This window comes from Pararhodobacter sp. CCB-MM2, from assembly GCF_001691415.1.
In the GTDB taxonomy this organism is placed as follows: domain Bacteria; phylum Pseudomonadota; class Alphaproteobacteria; order Rhodobacterales; family Rhodobacteraceae; genus Pararhodobacter.
Genome location: NZ_LRRR01000002.1, coordinates 271,711 through 290,218 on the forward strand (window position 1 = coordinate 271,711; position 18,508 = coordinate 290,218).

The following is an 18,508-nucleotide window of genomic DNA, read 5'->3' on the forward strand; positions in this document are numbered from 1 at the left end:
CGTCATCCTGACGCTGGCGTCCCTGGCCCTGTGGCGGGTGAGCCCGCAGAGTTTGGGCTTCGGCTGGCTGACCCTGACAGGCGCCGCCGCGGTAATTCTGGGCACGGAATGGGCCTTCCCAAACATCGCACCCGTGCAACCCGTCTGGGGAGTGTTGTGCCAAGCGTCGATGCTGGGACTGGTCTATTTTCTGTTCCGCTTCCTCTACACCTTTTTCGGCGACCCGACCCGTTTTTACCTGCGGCTGATGCACGGCGTCATGGCCGCAACCCTCGTCCTTGTCTGGCTGGCCAAAACGGTGTTGGGCGACAGCCCCGGTCCATATTTCTTTGGCGGAATGTGGGTCATGGGGATCCTGACGCTCGATTGGCTGTTGTCCTTGCCGGCACGGGGCGGGCGGCGGCCTGCGGTGACCCTGTTCCTCCTGTTCAGCCTGTCGGTCGCGCTTGCCACCACGCGCTGGATCGACGGTTTCGGGCCGGTCGGATGGGTGCGTGTCCCGCTTGCCGCCGCGGGCATGTCCATCTTGCTGATCGGTCTGATCTGGTCGCTCTTGCAACGGTTCGACGAGCTGCGCCGACAGCGTGATCGCCTCAACGCCTCGCTGACCGAACAGGTCGCGCAGAAATCGGCCGAGCTGGAACGCAGCTATGCCGCCCTCGCGCAGCAGGACCGCACGCGCACCATTTTGCAAGAGCGCCAACGCATCATGCTGGATCTGCACGACGGGATCGGCGGCCATCTGGTCAACACGCTTGCCTACATGGAGAACTCAGGCCAGCGGGACCCGGTATTGCAGAATGCCATTGAGGACGCCCTGCGCGACATGGGCCTGATGATCGACAGCCTGAGCATTGAGGACGACATCCCGGTGATGCTCGGCATGATCCGCGACAGGTTGGAGCCTCTGTTGGTCCGGCATCAGTCGCGGTTCGAATGGCAGGTGGACGGCGACACGCGGCTGGACGATCAGACACCCTCGGATGTGCTGGCGCTGATGCGCATCGTGCAGGAAGCGATCACCAATGCCGTGAAGCATTCGGGCGCCACAATCGTCACCGTCGCCTCCGAGGACCGCGCGATCCGGATCTCGGACAACGGGATCGGCTTCGACGTCAACGGCAACACCAAAGCCGCCACATCAGACGGGGGCTTTGGCCTGCGCGGCATGCGGCAACGGGCCGGAGATATCGGCATCGACCTGCAGATCGTGTCTTCGGCAGACGGCACGACGGTCGCGATGCAATGGTGACCGCCGTCCTTGGGTTGCCCGCACATGCGAAACGCAGGCGGGGTGTTTTCTGAACTTCATCAGCCGTTTGTCAGGATCTGCCGAGGTGTCTGAGTCAGGCGCCGCCCACCCTCGGGCGTGACGACCACGGTTTCCGAAAAGCCCAGACCCTCGGCTGTGGTGTAGACATGGAACACCATGTTCTCCTCCAGCGCCCAACGCTGATCCGGCAGGAACACGCGCGAGAAATCGCTGCTGCGCGGCGTGCGGATGTACAGGCCCAGCGTATAGGCGGTGACGTTGGTATACTCGTCCCGCAGACCCGCCTTCAGCACGCCGCCCCGGACGATGCGGTCCACGTCCGAGGCGATGGCCCCCGGGCGCATCGCCTCGATCTGTTCGTCCTGCAGCGCGATCAGGGTCTGCGCGACCTCCTGCTGGCGGGCCGAGGGTTGGCCGATCACCACAGGCCGCATCATCCGCGCGCCATAGCGGCCGACATAGGGGATCAGCTCGACATGCAGGATGTCGCCCGTCTCGAGCGTGTCGGCGCGAAAGAGGCCGTGCAGGAATTCATGGCTGCCGCGCCCCCTCACGATCGGACCCGTCTCGCCGGTATCCGCGCCGTGGCGCAGGAAGCAGGCGGCGGCGGTGGCGGCAGCCTCGCGCGTGGTGAGGCCGGGCCGGGCCTTGGCGGCGATCTCGGCCATAGCGCGGTCGGCGATGGCCGAGGCCTCGGCCAGCTTGCCGATCTCCTGCGCCGACTTCACCCAGCGCAGGGACTCGGTCAGCCCTTCGAGGTTGACGAAACGCGCGCCGGGCAGGGCGGCCTGCAGGAAGGCCATCCGCGCCGGATTCCAGCTGATCGAGTTGAAATCGACGCCGATCCGCACGGCCCCAAAGCCCCGCTGCGCGATCTGGTCGGCCATCACCCGCTCAGGGTAGTCGCTATCGAGATAACCGATGATGTCCTCGATCCAGCCGCCCTGACGGCAGGGCTCGGCATCGAGATGGCGCAGGACGAACCACGGCGCGCCCTCGCGCGGCAGGAACACCGCGCGGTACATCGTCTCGGACACGCTGTAGCCAGACAGCCACGCAAGGCTCTCGCCGCTGTCGAGCATCAGGAGGTCGCAGCCCGCCTCAGCCAACGCCGCGCGGGCCTTGTCGACCCGCCAGCGGTATTCGGCCGGGATCTCACGCAGCATCGTCGACGCCGCAGATATCCATGATCGTCAGCATGTAGACCTTGATCAGATCAACGTAATCGACGATGTCCACGCGCTCGTCCGGCATGGTGTTGTAGCGCCCGCCGCTGCCGCAGACGATGCCTTCCATGCCGCCGAGTTCATAAAGATGCCCCGCGTCCGAGCCATAGAAGCGCGTCGGCGTGATGGCGCCGGTCGGTTGCTCCTCGCCGCGCACCTCGAGGTAGGCTGCGTTGATCGCGGTGACGATCGGGCTGTCGCGGCGGACCTGATAGGGGGGCATCAGCGACAGGCCCTTTTCCTCCATCGTGTCCATCGAGATGAGCTTCGTCTGCAGGCCCGGATAGCGGGCGCGCAGCGCGGTCAGCTCGACCTCCATATCGGCCAGAACTCCGTCGCGCGTCTGTCCCGGCGCATAGCGCGACGAACCCTTGAGCACGCAGAAATCCGCGACTTGCGGAGGGCGCCATTCCTCAAGCTCGCGACCCAGAGCCGCCTTGATCACGCCGACATGGCAGCGGTTGACCGAGGCATGCTCCTCCGTCTCCGCGCCCGAGAAGGTCATGGTGTTCAGCCGCCCGACCAGATCGCAACCCGCGACCAGCGCGTCGACCGCTTCCTCGCGCTTCGACAGATGGCGGGTGTCGCCGGTCAGCTCGATCTGAAACTTCAGCGCGGCGGCGTGCATCGTCACGGCGACCAGATCGCTGGGCTCGCCGTTGATGAAATAGTCGGCGCGGTAGCCGTCGCGCACCAGTGCCTCGGTGCCGACGCCGCCCTGCAGCTCGCCCACCACATAGGTCAGGACCACGTCGCCCTTCAGCTTCACGCCCGCGTCCTGCAAGGCCTTGATCGCGCAGAAGAACGCTGCGTTCGACGATTTCATGTTCGACACGCCGATGCCGTAGATGAAGCTGTCATCCACGAGGCCCCCCCAGGGATCGACGGTCCAGCCCTCGGTCACCGGGTTGGTGTCCAGATGGCCGTTGTACATCAGGCTCGCACCGCCGCCGGTGCCCTTGAGCGTGCCGATCGCGTTCGAGCGGCCCTTGTCGCCGAAGCCGTGCACATGGGCGTCGATGCCGATCGCCCCCATCTCCTGCACCATGCGCTTGACCAGCTGGGTCTCGCCCTCGGTTTCGGAATAGGTCTTGTGCCGGACCATCATCGACACGAAGTCGAGGGCGGCTTTCGCATCGACAGAGTCGAGCAGGGATTTGCGGTCCATCGGGATAAGTCCTTGAAGTCAGGCGCTATGCGTCGAGGCAGGGGGCGTAACCGCCTCCAGCAGCTGGCGCGTATAGGGGGCACGGTCGGCATCAGTGATGCGCTCCGCATCGGCGATCTCGACCAGATCGCCGCGGTACATCACGGCGATGCGGTGGGCGATCTGCCGCACCAGATTGATGTCATGGGTGATGAAGACATAGGCGGCGCCGGTGTCGCGGTGCAGCTCCATCAGCAGTTCGATCACCGAGGCCTGCACCGAGACGTCCAGCGCCGAGGTGATCTCGTCGCAGATCACCAGACGCGGGTTCGACAGGAAGGCGCGGGCGATGGCGATGCGCTGTTTCTCGCCGCCCGACAGCTCGTGCGGGTAGCGGTCGATGTAGCTGGCGGGCAGGCGCACGCGCTCCAGCATCGCCACGATCCGCTCGCGCGTGGTGCCTTGGCCCTTGCCGTACAGCTTCACCGGCCGGGCGAGGATCTCGGAAATCCGTTGCCGCGGGTTCAGCGAGGCGTCGGGATGCTGGAAGATGATCTGCACGTCGCGGCGATACTCGGCATCCATGTCCGACAGGCCGCGCACGGGCTTGCCGTCGAATTCGATCAGCCCCTCGAAGCGGTTGAGGCCGGTCATCGCCTTTGCCAGCGTCGACTTGCCCGAGCCGCTTTCGCCGACGATGCCCAGAACCTCGCCGGGGCGCAGGTCCAGGGTCACGGCGCGGCTGCCGACCACGGGGGCGAAATCGCGGCGCAAGAGGCTGTCGAGCAGCGGCTTGCGGCCGTAATTCACCGTCACATCGCGCACCGAAACCAGCGGTTTCGCTGCCGCATCAAGGGGTTGCACCAGAAGGCGCTGGGGCTGCGGCGCGGCGGCGATCAGTGCCTTGGTATAGGCGTGCTGCGGCGCGCGGAACAGTTGGGCGGTCTCGCCTTCCTCGACGATCACGCCCTTCTGCAGCACGGCCACCCGGTCGGCGGTCTGCGAAAGCAGCGCGAGGTCGTGCGAGATATAGAGCGAGGCCACGCCCGTCTCCTGCTGCAGCGCCCCGAACAGATCGAGGATCTGCCGCGCGGTGATGACATCCAGCGCAGTCGTCGGCTCGTCGAAGATGATGAGTTCGGGATTGCAGGCGAAGGCGGTGGCGATCACCACGCGCTGCTTCTCGCCGCCCGAGACCTCATGCGGCATGCGCTGCATCATCTCGCGCGGGGTCTTCAGCCCCACATGCGCGAGCCGCGCCTCACCCTCGGCCCAGGCCTGCGCCGGGGTCAGTTTCTGATGGCGGATCAAGACCTCGGCCAGTTGCTCGCCCAGCCGCAGGGTCGGGTTCAGCGAGGTTGCCGGGTCCTGGAACACCATCGATACGCGGCTGCCGCGGATCTCGGACATCTGGCGTTCCGATTGGGTGCGCAGGTCGGTCTCGCCCAGCCAGATGCGCCCGTCATTCTCGCGCGCATTACCGGCGAGGTGGCGCATGATGGCGCTGGCCATGCTCGACTTGCCCGAGCCGCTTTCGCCGACCAGCCCGAGGATCTCGCCGCGCCGGATCGCCAGATTGATGCCGTTGAGCACCTGCACCGCGCCCGCCTTGACCTCATAGGCCAGCGAGTAATTCTCGACCCGGAGGACCGTGTTCGTCTCTGTCATGCTCCGGTCCTCAGGTGCGGGGGTTCAGGGCGTCGCGCAGCCCGTCGCCGAGAAGGTTGAAGCCGATGGCGGTGAGGGCGATGGCGGCGCTCGGCCACAAAAGGATCCAGTAGGAGCGGTGCAGATACTGCCGCGCCTCGGAGACCATGAGCCCCCAATCCGTCGCCGGCGGCTGCGCGCCGAGGCCGAGGAAGGACAGCGTCGCGAACAGCATCACCGCGAAGGACACGCGGATCGTCATCTCGACGACGATGGGCGCGATCACGTTGGGCAGCATCTCGCGCAGGACGATGTAGGGGGCGCCTTCACCACGGGCGATGGCGGCGCTGACGTAATCCTGCTTGCGCACGGTCAGCGCGACCGAGCGGCTGATGCGGGCCATCGACGGCATGAAGGCGATGGCAATGGCCAGCAGCGCGTTGACCGAGTTCGAGCCCAAGAGCGACACGACCATCAGCGCCATCAGCAGCGAGGGGATCGCCATCACCGCGTCATTGGTGCGCATGATGAACTCGTCCGAGCGACCGCCGAGATAGGCCGAGCCGGTGCCGATGATCGCCCCGCCGAGCGTGCCGATCACCGTGGCGACGACCGCCATCAAGACCGTCGAGCGCGCGCCGTCCAGAAGCCGGCTGAAGATGTCGCGGCCGTATTGGTCGGTGCCCAGCCAATGCTCGGCCGAGGGGCCCTTGTAGCGGGCGAGGGCTTGCATGTCCTCAGGCCCGTAATGGGTCAGATAGGGGCCGAAGACCACCGCGATCAGGATCAGCCCGACGACGAGGCAACCCAGTGCTCCCTGCGGGCTCCGCAACAGGCGGCGCAGAAAATCAGTCATACTGGATCCTCTTGTCGAGCCACGCATACATGAGGTCGGCGGCGAAGTTCACGATGGAATAGGTGGCGGCCATGATCATCACGCCGGCCTGAATCACCGGCAGGTCACGGGCCTGAATGGCGGACATGAGCGAGCGGCCGATGCCGGGGATCGAGAAGATTTCCTCGACGACGATGATCCCGCCCAGAAGGTAGCCCACGTCCAGCGCGACGATGGTGATCGTCGGCAGCAGGGCGTTGCGCAGCCCGTGGCGGAACAGCACCCGGCGCGGCGTCAGGCCCTTGAGGCGCGCGGCGCGGATGTAGTCGGTGTGCATCACGTCCACGAGCTCGGATCGGACCATGCGCGAGACATGGGCGATCATCATCACCGAGGCCACGCAGACGGGCAGGATCAGGCGTTGCAGCCCGCCCCAGAGATCCTCGGACAAGGGGATGTAGCCCGCGGGCGGCAACAGGCCCCAGAGATCCGCGACCAGCACCACGGCCAGTGTGGCGGTGACGAATTCCGGCAGCGAGACGCCGATATACGAGATGAAGCCGACGACCAGATCGGACAGCTTGCCCCGGCGCACGGCGGCAAGGATGCCCATCGGCACGGCCAGCACCAGCATCAGCGCCAGCGCAAGGACAGCCAGCGTCAGCGAGGTGCCGAGCGCCGAGAACAGCGCGGGGCCGACCGGCTGGCCGGTGCGCAGCGAGGTGCCGAAATCACCCTGCACGACGCCGCTGGCCCAGTGCAGATATTGCAGCCAGATCGGATCGTTGAGGCCCATCTGCGTACGCAGCGCGTCCAGCGCATCCTGCGTGGCATTCTCGCCCAGCATCATCACCGCGGCGTCGGCCGGCAGGATCTGGGTGATGCCGAACACGAGGATCGAGACGACGAACAGCGTGTAGAAGATCAGGGCGATACGCTTGAGGATATAGCTCGCTGACACGGAAATTCCCTGTGGTTTGGCCTGCCCCGCACGGGGGCAGGCCGTCAGTCAAATGATCAGCCGCGCGTGGGGGCGGAGGCTTCGAGCCAGGCGTGGTCCAGACGGAACACCGAGGCACGCGGATGGATGTCATAGCCCTGCATCCAGCTGCGTTTCGCGCCGAGCACGTCGAAGAAGGCCGGAATGATCGACGGGACTTCCTCGTTCATCAGCGCCTGCGCCTGGGTATAGAGATCGGTGCGGGCGGCGGGCTCGACGGTGGCGCGGGCGCGGGCGACCAGATCGTCGAACGTGGTGTTGTTCCAGCGCGTCTCGTTCCAGGCGGCGTCCGAGGTGAACAGCAGCTTCAGGATGCCATCCGGCGTCGGCTGCATGTTGTAGAAGCCCACGTAGAACGCGCCCTTGGTCCAGACCTGGTCCAGATAGGTGGCGTGCGGCATGGTGGTCACGTTGATGGTGATGCCGGCGGCACGGGCCATCTCGCGCAGGGCCACGGCCAGCTGCACGCGGATCGCCGGACGGTCCGAGGCGATCAGCTCGGCTTCGAAACCATCGGGGAAACCGGCCTCGGCCAGAAGGGCGCGGGCTTCCTCGATATTCTGTTCACGCTGCGGCAGGGCCTCGAAGAACGGATAGGATTCGTTCAGCGGCGTGTCGTTGCCCTTCACGCCGAAACCTTCGGTCATGAAGTCGACCATGGCCTCGCGGTCCACGGTCAGCGCCAGCGCACGGCGGACACGCGGGTCGTTGAACGGCTCGATATCGGTGCCGAAGTTCACGTTGCAGAACTGACCCGAGGCCGAACGCAGCACGTCGATGCTGTCCTGACCTTCCAAACGCATGTAGTCGTTCGGGCCGACGGTCGCGATCATGTCGATGTCACCGGCCATCAGCGACGAGACCTGCGCGCCCAGATCCGGGAACACATGCAGCTCGATCCGGTCGAGGTAGGGACGCGCCGGGTCGTAGTAATCCGGGTTCTTCTCGACGACGATCAGGCGGTCGGGCTCGTAGGACACCAGCTTGAACGGGCCGGTGCCGTTGGCGACGGTGCGCAGGCTTTCGAACGAGCCTTCGATCACCGAGGCCGGGATGATGCGGGCGTTGTTATAGGCCAGCGCCACCGGGAAGTCGGCGTAAGACGAGCTCAGCGTGAAGCGCACGGTCACATCGTCCACCGCTTCGATCGAGGCGATCGGGCCCACGTTGTTGCGCGCGGGCGAGGCGAAATCGGGGTTCAGGATCGCTTCGAACGAGGCCACGACATCGGCGGCGGTGCAGGCGGCGCCATCATGGAAGGTCACGCCCGGACGCAGGTTGAAGGTCCAGACGGTCAGGTCGTCGTTGGCGCTCCATTCGGTCGCCAGATCGGCCTCGGCCTGCATGTCGCGGCCCAGACGGGTCAGGCCCGAATACATCAGCTCGGCCGCCATGTATTCCGGGTTCACGCGGGTCAGCAGCGGGTGGATGACGCTCACGGCCTGATCCACCGCGACGCGCAGCGTGCCGCCGGCCTCGGGGGTGGCCTGCGCCATCACGGCGCGGGGCAGGACGGTCGCCAGCGCGGCAAGCGCGACGCTGCTGGAGAGGAAGGCACGGCGATTGAGGGGCATCGGGGGGGACTCCTGTTGGTGATTAGTTGTCGGGGTTCAGATCCGGCGCGAAATCCGCGGCCAGATAGCTGAGGATCGTCTTCGCCAGCGCGGCCAGATCGGCGCGCGTGGTGTGTTCCTGCGCGCCATGCGCGTTCGATTCCGGGCGGATCAGACCGCCGAGGTTGATCTCCTGCAGCACGCCCGCACGCTGGATGTAGCCGGAATCAGACGCGCTGGCGGCGGCGTATTTCACGAAGTCGTCGGGGGCATAGCCGAAGCCCTCCTGCACGGCGCGGATCCAGCGCGCGGTATGCGGGCCCTCGGGATCGGCGGTCGGGATCAGATGGCCGATCAGATCGACATCCAGCGTCGCACCGGCCGGGCAGGCGGCGCGGATCGCAGTCTCGATCTCGGCGCGGGCCTCGGTGAAATCCTCTTCGGGCGCATAGCGGCGCGAGATGAGGAAGGTGAAACGGTCCGGCACCTGCCCGCCGCAGGTCCCGCCCTCGGCCACGGTGACGGCGATCTGTGCGGCCAGCGGGGCGGCTCCCGGCGGCACCGGCAGGGCCGAGGTGCGGGCGGTGACGACGGGCCGCAGGTCCTGGACCGCCTGCATCATCGGCAGCGCGGCCTCGATCGCGTTGACGCCCTGTTTCGAGCGGTCGGCGGCATGGGCGGCGAAGCCGGTGACGGTGACCTGAAGGTTGAAGCTGCCGAAGCAGCCACCCCAGATGCGCGGTCCGGCCGAGCCGTTGAAGTTCAGGAGATGCCCGGCGATCAGCCCCTGTTCCGCCAGATAGCGGATGCCGGGATAGAGCCCGCCTTCCTCGTCGGTGCAGAGCAGCAGTTGCGGGCGATAGGCCAGCGGAAGATCGAGCTTCTGCGCCACGCGCAGCGCATGGACCGCCGCCGCGACCGCGCCCTTCATGTCGGCCGCGCCCAGTCCGAGCAGCTTGCCGTCGGCCTCTGTCAGGGTGAAGGGATCGGTTTTCCAGCCCGAGGCCGCGCAGACCGTGTCGACGTGGAAATACAGGCTGCAGACCGGCCCGTCGCCCGCCGTGTCGGCAATCAGGTTGACCCGCTCGCCCCGCGCCGGGCCACGGGCGACACGCCACAGATCCTCGGGCACCGAAACGCGCGCGGTGGTCATCGGCAGGTCGGACAGAAGCCCCTCCATCAGCGCGGCGAAATCGGCATAGCCGGCGCCGGGCGGGAAGGTCGTGTCCACAGCGACCATCCGCGACAGGTCCGCCACGGCGTGGTCCAGCTCGGCGTCGATCATCGCCATGGCGGCGCGGCGCAGCTCGGTTCCGGTCATTGCGTGGCCTCGCGGTCAGTCACTTTCGGTCCTTATCTGTAAACTATATAGAAATAAGCGCAGGGCCGGACTTGACGTCAATCCTGAATCAGCGAAGGTCATGGCAACGGTGCCCAGATGGGTCCTGAATGCGCTGGAGTGGTCACATTTCAATCAATACTCCCCTCAATATGCCTATTTATAGGGCGATCACCGAGCAGCTGACCGCGAGAATCGAGTCCGGCACCTGGCCGGCCGGCACGGTGCTGCCTTCCGAGACGGCACTTGCCCAGGAATTCCGCGTCTCGGTCGGCACGATCCGCCGCGCTCTGGGGGAATTGACCGCCGGAGGCGTTCTGTCGCGTCGCCGCAAGACCGGCACCGTCGTCACCGGACGTCCGCCGCGCCACTCGCTGCGAATCGTCTATAACTACTTCCGCCTGCACTCGCGGGCCGGCGATCTGCAGAATTCGAAGGCCCGCGTCCTGAGCACTTGCCAGCGCCTCTCGACCCCGGCCGAGACCGAGCGCCTCGCGCTGCCCGAGCCCGCGATGATACATCAGATCCACCGCCTGCGCCTCGTCGGTGGGCGGCCGGTGATGCACGAGACGGTGATCCTGCCGATGCATCTGGTGCCGGATTTCCCGACCCAGGCCGACGAGGTGCCGGAACTCATGTACCTCGGGCTGTGGTCGGATTACGGGCTGAAGATCGCGGCGATCCGCGAGCAGATCGAGGCCGAACTCGCCAGCGAGACGGATATCGAGCTGCTGGGCCTGACCGCACCCGCGGCCGTTCTGGTGCTGTCCGAGGTCGCCTATGACGAGCAGGCGCAGCCGATCCTGCTGAACGATCACCGCGCCTGCACCCGCGACGACGTCTATATCAACGAGATCCAGTAGCGCTCCGCATCCGGGCAAAAGCCCCCAGAATCGCCTGTTCCGAGCGGTTGAGATAGGCATCGAGCTGCGCCAGCGCGGTCAGATGGTTGCCGCGCAGGATCGCCCGCAACAGGCCCGCGTTCAGCTCGATATAGGGCTCGTGCAGGAAGGCGGAATCCTCGATCTGACCGAAGGCCAACCGCATCTCGGCCATGGTGCTGTCGAAGCAGGCGCTCAGCCGCGGGCTGTCGGCCAGCCGCACCATCGCCCGGTGATAGGCCATGTTCTGCGTGGCCACCCCGCGCCAATCCCCCGCGCCGCGCGCCTGCTCGGCACCGGCGACACACTCGGCCATGTCCTTCAGCGCCGGGTGACCGGGCAGGGCGGCCTCGACCGCGCCGCGCTGCACGACCCGGCGCAGGCGGTAGATGTCGAGGATCGCCGCCTCATCAGGCGCAGCGACGAAGACCCCGCGGTTCGGATGATGGATCAGCAACCCCTCGGCCGCCAGCGTCCGGAACGCCTCGCGCAGGGTATTGCGGGAGGTTCCAAGCCCTTGCGCCAGCCGCTGCTCGGACAGCTTCTCCCCCGGTGCGACCTCGCCCGAGATCAGCATTTCCCGCAGCTGATGCGGAATCCGGGTGGTCTGCGGATCGGTGGCTTGACTCATCGGGTGTTCGAGATCATTTTGCGCATCAGGATTGTTGAACAATCTAGACTCTATCATCCGACATAACAAGGCGGTTTCGATGGCGCGTATCGACCTGAACAGCGATCTTGGCGAAAGCTTCGGCCCGTGGCGCATGGGTGACGACGCGGCGATGCTGGGATTGGTCAGCAGCGCCAATGTCGCCTGTGGCTTCCATGCCGGCGACCCGGCCGGCATCCTGACCACCCTGCGCGCGGCGACGGAAAAGGGCGTGTCGGTCGGTGCGCATATCGGCTATCGCGACCTCGCGGGCTTCGGCCGGCGGGCGATGGACCCGACCAGCGCCGAGCTGATCGGCGACGCGATCTATCAGATCGGCGCGCTGCAGGGCCTCGCCCGCGCCGCCGGCACGCGGGTCGCCTATGTCAAGCCGCATGGCGCGCTCTACAACACCATTGCGGAAGACGCGCGGCAGGCGGGAGATGTGATCGCGGCGATCAAGGCGGTGGCGCCGACGCTGCCGCTGCTCGCCCTGTCGGGCGCGCCGATCGTCGCGCAGGCCCGCGCCGCCGGGCTGTCCGTTGTTTGCGAGGTATTTGCGGACCGCGGCTACAATGCCGATGGCTCGCTGGTGGACCGGCGCCTTCCCGGTGCCGTGCTGCATGACCCCGAGGCGATCGCCGCGCGGATGCTGCGGCTGGTGACCGAGGGCCGCCTGACGGCGGTCGACGGCACCGAGATCACGCTCGAGGCCCAGTCGATCTGCGTGCATGGCGACACCCCCGCCGCCGTCGCCATCGCGTCCCATCTGCGCGGCGCGCTGGAGCGAGCGGGCATCACCCTCGCTCCCTTCTGCGAGGTCTGAGCCATGCGTTTCCTGACCGCCGGCGACACGGCCTTATTGATCGATTGCGAGACGCTGGAGCAGGCGCTCGCGCTGTTCGACCGGCTCGCCAGCGCGGCGCTGCCCGGTGTTGTCGACCTGATCCCCGCGGCGCGCACGGTCTTGGTCGCCTGGGCGCCCGAGCTCACCGATCGCGCGACGCTGGAGGCGCAGATCCGCGCGCTGCCGCCCGCCGGCGGCTCGGCCCGGCACGGGCAGGACCACGAGATCCCCGTGACCTATGACGGCGAGGATCTGGCCGCCGTGGCCGAGCATCTCGGTTGGGACACAGCGGAGGTCATCCGGCGCCATACCGAGGCGCTGTGGACCGTCGCCTTCACCGGCTTCGCGCCGGGCTTCGCCTATATGACCTGCGACGATCCCGCCTTCGATCTGCCGCGCAGGCCCAGCCCGCGCGTGCGCATTCCGGCCGGATCGGTGGCGCTGGCGGGGCGGTTTGGCGGGATCTATCCCTCGGACAGTCCAGGGGGTTGGCAATTGCTGGGTCGCACGCCGGTGCCGATGTGGGACCTGACCCGCCCGCGTCCGGCGCTGCTCGCGCCCGGTGACCGGGTGCGGTTTCGCGACATGGGGAAGGGCGCGACGATCAGCGTGCCGGCCCCCGCGGCGGCCCCGCAACCGAGCGGCGGGATCGAGGTCCTGCGCGCCGATTTGCCCGCCTTCTGGCAGGATGCAGGCCGGGCCGGTCAGGCGGGGCAGGGGGTCGGACCCTCGGGTGCGCTGGACCGAAGCGCGGCACGGCAGGCGAACCGATTGCTGGGCAACGATCCCGCCGAGCCGGTATTGGAACTGACCTTCGGTGGCCTGAGCCTGCGCGCGGATCACCCGATGACGCTGGCGCTGACCGGGGCACCCTGCACGATCCGCGTCGCCGGGCGGGTCGAGGCTCCGTTTGGACAGCCCTTCGCCGTCGACGCTGGCGAGACCGTCGAAATCCAGCGCCCGACATCTGGCATCCGCAGCTACCTCGCCCTGCGCGGCGGGTTCGAGGTGACGCCTGTGATCGCCTCGTCCTCGTATGACACGCTCGCCAAGGTCGGCCCTGCGCCGGTGATGACCGGCAGCCGCCTCGCCGCCGCGCATCGCCCGGCCGGCGCGGTCGCCGTTCATGCCGAACCCGCGCGCGCCCTGCCGCGGCCGGGCGAGGTGGTGACGCTGGACCTGCGCCTCGGGCCGCGGGACGATTGGTTCACGGCCGAGGGTGTGCGCCGCCTCACCGCGCAGGATTGGCTGGTCACGCCGCAATCGAGCCGCATCGGCCTGCGCCTGTCCGGCGCGGAGCCGCTGGAGCGCCGGGACCGGGCGGAACTGCCGTCCGAGGCCACCGTCACCGGCGCGATCCAAGTGCCGCATGATGGCCAGCCGGTGCTGTTCCTCGCCGATCATCCGCTGACCGGCGGCTATCCGGTGATCAGCTGCGTGGCCGCGCATCACCTCGACCTCGCCGGGCAGATCCCGCCCGGTGCCTTGATCCGTTTCCAATTGCTCGAAAGCCCCGCCCGATGAAGAAGCTCCTGATCGCCAACCGGGGCGAGATCGCCCTGCGCATCCTCCGCGCCGCCCGCGACTACGGCATCCAATCCGTCGCGATTTACGCCGACGCCGATGCCGAGGCCCTGCATGTCGCCCAAGCGGATGAGGCTTGGGGGCTCGGGGCCGGGCGTCCGTCCGAGACCTATCTCGACATCGCCAAGATCCTTGAGATCGCGCGGAAATCCGGCGCCGACGCGGTGCATCCGGGCTATGGCTTCCTGTCCGAGCGCGCGGAATTCGCACAAGCCGTGATCGACGCGGGCCTTATCTGGGTCGGCCCCGCGCCGCAGGTCATCACCGCGCTTGGCGACAAGGTCGAGGCCCGGCGCATCGCGCAATCGGTCGGCGCGCCGCTGGTCCGGGGCTCGGCCGGGATGCTGACATCGGGCGCCGAGGCCGTGGCCTTCGCGCGCGAGGTCGGCCTGCCGATGGCGATCAAGGCGGCGTTCGGTGGCGGTGGGCGCGGGCTGAAGGTGGCGCGGCGGCTCGACGAGGTGGCGGATCTGTACGATTCCGCCGTGCGCGAGGCGACCGAGGCCTTCGGGCGCGGCGATTGCTATGCCGAGCAATTCCTCGACAAGCCCCGCCATGTCGAGGCGCAGGTTCTGGCCGACAGCCACGGCAATGTCGTCGTGCTGGGCACCCGCGATTGCAGCCTGCAGCGCCGCAATCAGAAGCTGGTCGAGGAAGCCCCCGCACCCTTCCTGACCGACGATCAGCGCGCGCGTGTGCATGCCTCCGCCCGCGCGATCTGTGCGGCTGCGGGCTATACCGGGGCCGGGACGGTCGAATTCCTGCTGTCTCAGGACGGGGTTCTATCGTTCCTCGAGGTGAACACGCGGCTGCAGGTCGAGCATCCGGTGACCGAGGAAACCACGGGAATCGACATCGTTATCGAGCAGCTGCGCATCGCCGACGGCCTGCCCTTGTCAGTCACTGAAACGCCGGCGCCACGCGGCCATTCGATAGAATTCCGCATCAATGCCGAGGACCCGGGCCGCGGCTTCCTCCCCGCGCCGGGGCGGATCACGCGGTTCCGCGCGCCCTCGGGGCCCGGTGTGCGGCTGGATTCGGCGGTGGAAAGTGGATCGCTGGTGCCCGGGCTCTATGACAGCCTGATGGCCAAGCTGATCGTCACCGGGGCCACGCGCGAACAGGCCTTGGCCCGCGCGCGCCGGGCTTTGGCGGAGTTCGAGATCGAGGGCGTGGCCAGTGTTCTGCCCTTCCACCGCGCGGTGCTGGAGGCACCGGAATTCGCGCAGGAGTTCCGCGTCTACACCAACTGGATCGAGAGCGAGTTCAACGACTTCGCGCCGGCCCCTCGGACCGAGCCGGCGTCGTCGGACCTGATCCGTAGCTTCATCGAGATCGACGGCAAACGCCACCTGCTGGGCCTGCCTGCGGGGCTGTTCTCAGCAGCCGCGCCCGCGCAATCGACCACGACGGCCGAGACACTGACAGTTCCCGAAGGAGCGCTGTTGTCGCCGGGCTTTGGCACCCTGCAACGTTGGATGGTCGAGGATGGCGCCGAGGTCGAGCAGGGCGCCGTCGTTGCCATCGTCGAGGCGATGAAGATGGAGACGCAGGTCGTTGCGCCGGCCCGCGGGCATCTCTCGCAGAGTGTTGCGATCGGCGCCTCGGTTGAGGCCGGCATGGTCATCGGGCAGGTTCGGTGACGATCACGCGCCTTGGAGAGCGGGGGCCACCAAGGAAAGCGCCTGGCCACCGGGGCGGGGCAATGTAGCCTCCTCTTCCAGATGCGCGTCCAACGACACGGGCGATGCCTGAATCGCGCGACATTTGCGCTGACGAGGATCAGCTGCCGCCATCAGATCCATGACGGTGCAGACCGTGAGGCGGTGCATGTGGCCGTGGTGCTATTGCTGGCGTTGAAGGTCTGACCCGCCCCAAAGAAGAGAACCCCGGCACCGAAGCCTCGGTGCCGGGGTTTTGCATTCGCGGTCAGACGATCAGGGTTTCAGCCAATGGTCGATGCCAGCCTGCGCCACCGCCTGATCCTGCGCGGGCGTGCCCGACGAGATGCCGATGCCGCCGACGACCTGCCCCTCGTGCAGCACCGGCAGGCCGCCGCCGACCACCATCAACCGGCCGCCGATGGCCGAGTTGATGCCGTAGGCCGGCGCGCCGGGCTGGCTGGCGGCGCCGTATTCATGCGTCGCCTTCTTCGCGGCGGCGGCGGTGAAGGCCTTGTCCAGCGCGATCGTGGTCGAGGTGACCTTGCCGCCCTCCATCCGCTCGAAGGCGATGAGCTGGCCGGACTCGTCGACGATGGCGATGCACATCGGCACGCCGATGCGCTCGGCCTCGGCGCTGGCCCCGGCGATCAGGATACGGGCGTCGTCCAGATCGAGACGGATGATGGTTTTCATATCGCTCTCCTCAGGCGGTTTTTGCGGTGCGGCGCCATTCGTGCAGCAGCGGCTCGGTATAGCCCGAGGGCTGGGTCGCACCCTCGAGGATCAGCGCGCGGGCGGCCTTGAAGGCGGGACCGTCATAGGCGGGCGCCATCGGCACATAGGCCGCGTCGCCGGCGTTCTGGCGGTCGACGGCCAGCGCCATGCGCCGCAGGCTCTCGTCGATCTGCGCCTCGGTGATCAGGTCATGCATCAGCCAGTTGGCCAGAAACTGCGCCGAGATCCGCAGAGTCGCCCGGTCCTCCATCAGCGGGACATCGTCGATGTCCGGCACCTTGGAGCAGCCGATGCCCTGATCGACCCAACGCACCACATAGCCGAGGATCGACTGGCAGTTCAGATCGACCTCGCGCGCGATCGCCTCGGCCGAGAGGTTGCGGCGCCCCATCAGCGGCGGCGTCATCAGCGCGTCGAAATCGGCGGGTGCGCGGGACTTCAGGCTGTCCTGCAGCGCCGCCACATCGACCGCGTGGTAATGCGTCGCGTGCAGCGTGGCCGCGGTGGGCGAGGGGACCCAGGCGGTGTTCGCGCCGGCCTTCGGATGGCCGATCTTCGCGCCCAGCATCTCGGCCATGGCGTCGGGCTTGGCCCACATGCCCTTGCCGATCTGGCCCTTGCCCTGCATCCCGGCGCTCAGGCCCGCGTCGACATTCCCGGCCTCATAGGCGGACAGCCAGACGGCGTCCTTGATCTCGGCCTTGGGCAGCACGGGGCCGGCCTGCATCACCGTGTGGATCTCGTCGCCGGTGCGGTCGAGGAAGCCCGTGTTGATGAACACGATCCGTTCCTTCAGCGCCTCGATACAGGCGGGCAGGTTGGCCGAGGTCCGGCGCTCCTCGTCCATCAGGCCCAGTTTGACGCTGCCGAACGGCAGGCCGAGCAGTTCCTCGACGCGGGCATAGGTGCGGTTGGCGAAGGCGGCCTCGGTGGGGCCGTGCATCTTCGGCTTCACCACATAGATCGAGCCCGCCCGCGAATTGCGCGCGCCCTCGGTCTTCTGCAGGTCATGCATCGCCGCGGTCACGGTGATCATCGCGTCCATCAGCCCCTCGGGCACCGGCGCGCCGCCCATCAGCACCGCGTCCGAGGTCATCAGATGGCCGACATTGCGCACCAGCAGCACGGCGCGGCCGGGCAGGGTGAGGGTCGAGCCATCCGGCGCGGTGAACGAGCGGTCGGCGTTCAGGCGGCGGGTCAGGGTGCGGCCGGCCTTGCTGACCTCCTCGGTCAGGTCGCCCTTCATCAGCCCCAGCCAATTGCCATAAGCGAGGACCTTGTCCTCGGCATCGACGGCGGCGACCGAATCCTCGCAATCCTGAATCGCCGTCAGCGTCGATTCCAACACCACGTCGCGCAGGCCCGAGGCGCTGGCCGCCCCGACCGGATGCGCGGGGTCGAACACCAGTTCGATATGCAGCCCGTTGTGGCGCAGAAGGATCGAGCGCGCGGCGCCCTCGCCCGAGGTGCCGGCGAAGGCCGAGGGATCGGCCAGCGCGACGGCTTTGCCCGCTACGGTGATCGCAAGCGTGCCGCCGTCGGTGGTGTAGGCCGTGGCGTCGGCATGGCTGCCCTCGGTCAGCGGGATCGCGCTGTCGAGGAAGTCGGCGGCCCACGCCACCGCCTGCGCGCCGCGGGCGGCGTCATAGCCCTTGCCCTCGGGCGCGCCGGGCAGCGCGTCGGTGCCGTAAAGCGCATCGTAAAGGCTGCCCCAACGCGCATTCGCCGCGTTCAGCGCAAAGCGGGCGTTCATCACCGGAACCACCAGCTGCGGCCCGGCGACGGTGGAGATCTCAGGGTCGGAGGCCGTGGTGGTGACGCTGAACGGCGCGGGGGCGGGCTGAAGATAGCCGATCTCGCGCAGGAAGGCCTGCCAGGCAGAATTGTCCCACTCCTGCCCGCGCCGTTCGGTCAGCCAGGCGTCGATCTGCGCCTGCATCTGGTCGCGGACCTCCAACAGGCGGCGGTTTTCCGGCGCGAACTCGGCCAGCAGCGCGGCGAAGCCGGTCCAGAAGGCCTCGGGCGTGACGGGCAGACCCGGCAGCAGGCGGGTTTCGATGAAATCGGCCAGAACAGGGGCGACCTGCAGGCCAGCGCGTTGGGTATGGGCGGTCATGGGGATCTCCTT

15 protein-coding genes are annotated in these 18,508 nt (G+C 67.6%); 5 read left to right on the forward strand and 10 right to left on the reverse strand.

All coding sequences use genetic code 11. The features are described 5' to 3' along the window. Positions 1-37: 37 nt before the first annotated feature. Complete coding sequence (locus tag BCY78_RS04110; RefSeq protein WP_139103078.1) at positions 38-1,252, forward strand: sensor histidine kinase; 1,215 nt, start codon at positions 38-40, stop codon at positions 1,250-1,252. A 59-nt stretch (positions 1,253-1,311) separates the two neighbouring features. Here BCY78_RS04110 and BCY78_RS04115 read toward each other — a convergent pair whose 3' ends face one another. Genes BCY78_RS04115 through BCY78_RS04145 form a run of 7 tightly spaced genes read right to left on the reverse strand, consistent with a single transcriptional unit; the run spans position 1,312 to position 10,002 of the window. Beyond that, on the reverse strand, positions 1,312-2,439 hold the full coding sequence (locus BCY78_RS04115; RefSeq protein ID WP_068298243.1) for a Xaa-Pro peptidase family protein: 1,128 nt from the start codon (positions 2,437-2,439) through the stop codon (positions 1,312-1,314). Continuing rightward, positions 2,429-3,667, reverse strand: coding sequence for a M20 family metallopeptidase (locus BCY78_RS04120; RefSeq protein WP_068298244.1), 1,239 nt, complete (start codon positions 3,665-3,667; stop codon positions 2,429-2,431). Before BCY78_RS04120 ends, BCY78_RS04115 begins: the two co-directional genes overlap by 11 nt. Before the next feature lie 18 nt (positions 3,668-3,685). Continuing rightward, on the reverse strand, positions 3,686-5,314 hold the full coding sequence (locus BCY78_RS04125) for an ABC transporter ATP-binding protein (protein ID WP_068298247.1): 1,629 nt from the start codon (positions 5,312-5,314) through the stop codon (positions 3,686-3,688). A 10-nt stretch (positions 5,315-5,324) separates the two neighbouring features. Then, entirely contained in the window at positions 5,325-6,149 is an 825-nt protein-coding gene (locus BCY78_RS04130) for an ABC transporter permease (RefSeq protein ID WP_068298250.1), read from the reverse strand. Further along, entirely contained in the window at positions 6,142-7,089 is a 948-nt protein-coding gene (locus BCY78_RS04135; RefSeq protein ID WP_068298253.1) for an ABC transporter permease, read from the reverse strand. The genes BCY78_RS04130 and BCY78_RS04135 overlap by 8 nt, the downstream gene beginning before the upstream one ends. A 56-nt stretch (positions 7,090-7,145) precedes the next feature. Then, positions 7,146-8,702: an ABC transporter substrate-binding protein gene (locus tag BCY78_RS04140; RefSeq protein ID WP_068298256.1), complete on the reverse strand. Its 1,557-nt coding sequence runs from the start codon at positions 8,700-8,702 to the stop codon at positions 7,146-7,148. Between the two features lie 22 nt (positions 8,703-8,724). After that, positions 8,725-10,002, reverse strand: coding sequence for a M20 family metallopeptidase (locus BCY78_RS04145; RefSeq protein WP_068298258.1), 1,278 nt, complete (start codon positions 10,000-10,002; stop codon positions 8,725-8,727). 170 nt (positions 10,003-10,172) lie between these two features. Between BCY78_RS04145 and BCY78_RS04150 the strand changes: the two genes are divergently transcribed. Then, on the forward strand, positions 10,173-10,883 hold the full coding sequence (locus BCY78_RS04150; protein WP_199523104.1) for a GntR family transcriptional regulator: 711 nt from the start codon (positions 10,173-10,175) through the stop codon (positions 10,881-10,883). Here the strand turns inward: BCY78_RS04150 and BCY78_RS04155 are convergent. Beyond that, positions 10,867-11,532 (reverse strand): GntR family transcriptional regulator, encoded by a 666-nt coding sequence (locus BCY78_RS04155; RefSeq protein ID WP_068298663.1) that lies wholly within the window; start codon positions 11,530-11,532, stop codon positions 10,867-10,869. The two genes, BCY78_RS04150 and BCY78_RS04155, sit on opposite strands and share 17 nt — an antisense overlap. Before the next feature lie 79 nt (positions 11,533-11,611). Here BCY78_RS04155 and BCY78_RS04160 point away from each other — a divergent pair, with 79 nt between their 5' ends. The 3 genes from BCY78_RS04160 to BCY78_RS04170 are packed head-to-tail and all read left to right on the forward strand — an operon-like array spanning position 11,612 to position 15,624. Continuing rightward, entirely contained in the window at positions 11,612-12,376 is a 765-nt protein-coding gene (locus BCY78_RS04160) for a LamB/YcsF family protein (RefSeq protein ID WP_068298264.1), read from the forward strand. Positions 12,377-12,379: 3 nt separating this feature from the next. Continuing rightward, entirely contained in the window at positions 12,380-13,921 is a 1,542-nt protein-coding gene (locus BCY78_RS04165) for an urea amidolyase family protein (protein WP_068298266.1), read from the forward strand. Continuing rightward, positions 13,918-15,624, forward strand: a complete 1,707-nt coding sequence (locus BCY78_RS04170; RefSeq protein ID WP_068298269.1) for a biotin carboxylase N-terminal domain-containing protein — start codon at positions 13,918-13,920, stop codon at positions 15,622-15,624. Before BCY78_RS04165 ends, BCY78_RS04170 begins: the two co-directional genes overlap by 4 nt. 294 nt (positions 15,625-15,918) lie before the next feature. On the opposite strand, the gene BCY78_RS04175 is transcribed toward BCY78_RS04170, so the two are convergent. Together BCY78_RS04175 and BCY78_RS04180 are read right to left on the reverse strand one after the other, a co-directional pair. Next, positions 15,919-16,338: a heme-binding protein gene (locus tag BCY78_RS04175; protein ID WP_068298272.1), complete on the reverse strand. Its 420-nt coding sequence runs from the start codon at positions 16,336-16,338 to the stop codon at positions 15,919-15,921. A 10-nt stretch (positions 16,339-16,348) separates the two neighbouring features. Continuing rightward, positions 16,349-18,496: a malate synthase G gene (locus BCY78_RS04180; RefSeq protein WP_068298275.1), complete on the reverse strand. Its 2,148-nt coding sequence runs from the start codon at positions 18,494-18,496 to the stop codon at positions 16,349-16,351. Positions 18,497-18,508: the final 12 nt, after the last annotated feature.

Excerpts from the sequence above, each read along its gene's own strand:
- BCY78_RS04115 (WP_068298243.1), bottom strand. The coding sequence starts at position 2,439 with ATGCTGCGTGAGATCCCGGCCGAATACCGCTGGCGGGTCGACAAGGCC.
- BCY78_RS04120 (WP_068298244.1), bottom strand. The coding sequence starts at position 3,667 with ATGGACCGCAAATCCCTGCTCGACTCTGTCGATGCGAAAGCCGCCCTC.
- BCY78_RS04125 (WP_068298247.1), bottom strand. The coding sequence starts at position 5,314 with ATGACAGAGACGAACACGGTCCTCCGGGTCGAGAATTACTCGCTGGCC.
- BCY78_RS04130 (WP_068298250.1), bottom strand. The coding sequence starts at position 6,149 with ATGACTGATTTTCTGCGCCGCCTGTTGCGGAGCCCGCAGGGAGCACTG.
- BCY78_RS04140 (WP_068298256.1), bottom strand. The coding sequence starts at position 8,702 with ATGCCCCTCAATCGCCGTGCCTTCCTCTCCAGCAGCGTCGCGCTTGCC.
- BCY78_RS04145 (WP_068298258.1), bottom strand. The coding sequence starts at position 10,002 with ATGACCGGAACCGAGCTGCGCCGCGCCGCCATGGCGATGATCGACGCC.
- BCY78_RS04150 (WP_199523104.1), top strand. The coding sequence starts at position 10,173 with ATGCCTATTTATAGGGCGATCACCGAGCAGCTGACCGCGAGAATCGAG.
- BCY78_RS04155 (WP_068298663.1), bottom strand. The coding sequence starts at position 11,532 with ATGAGTCAAGCCACCGATCCGCAGACCACCCGGATTCCGCATCAGCTG.
- BCY78_RS04160 (WP_068298264.1), top strand. The coding sequence starts at position 11,612 with ATGGCGCGTATCGACCTGAACAGCGATCTTGGCGAAAGCTTCGGCCCG.
- BCY78_RS04165 (WP_068298266.1), top strand. The coding sequence starts at position 12,380 with ATGCGTTTCCTGACCGCCGGCGACACGGCCTTATTGATCGATTGCGAG.
- BCY78_RS04170 (WP_068298269.1), top strand. The coding sequence starts at position 13,918 with ATGAAGAAGCTCCTGATCGCCAACCGGGGCGAGATCGCCCTGCGCATC.
- BCY78_RS04175 (WP_068298272.1), bottom strand. The coding sequence starts at position 16,338 with ATGAAAACCATCATCCGTCTCGATCTGGACGACGCCCGTATCCTGATC.
- BCY78_RS04180 (WP_068298275.1), bottom strand. The coding sequence starts at position 18,496 with ATGACCGCCCATACCCAACGCGCTGGCCTGCAGGTCGCCCCTGTTCTG.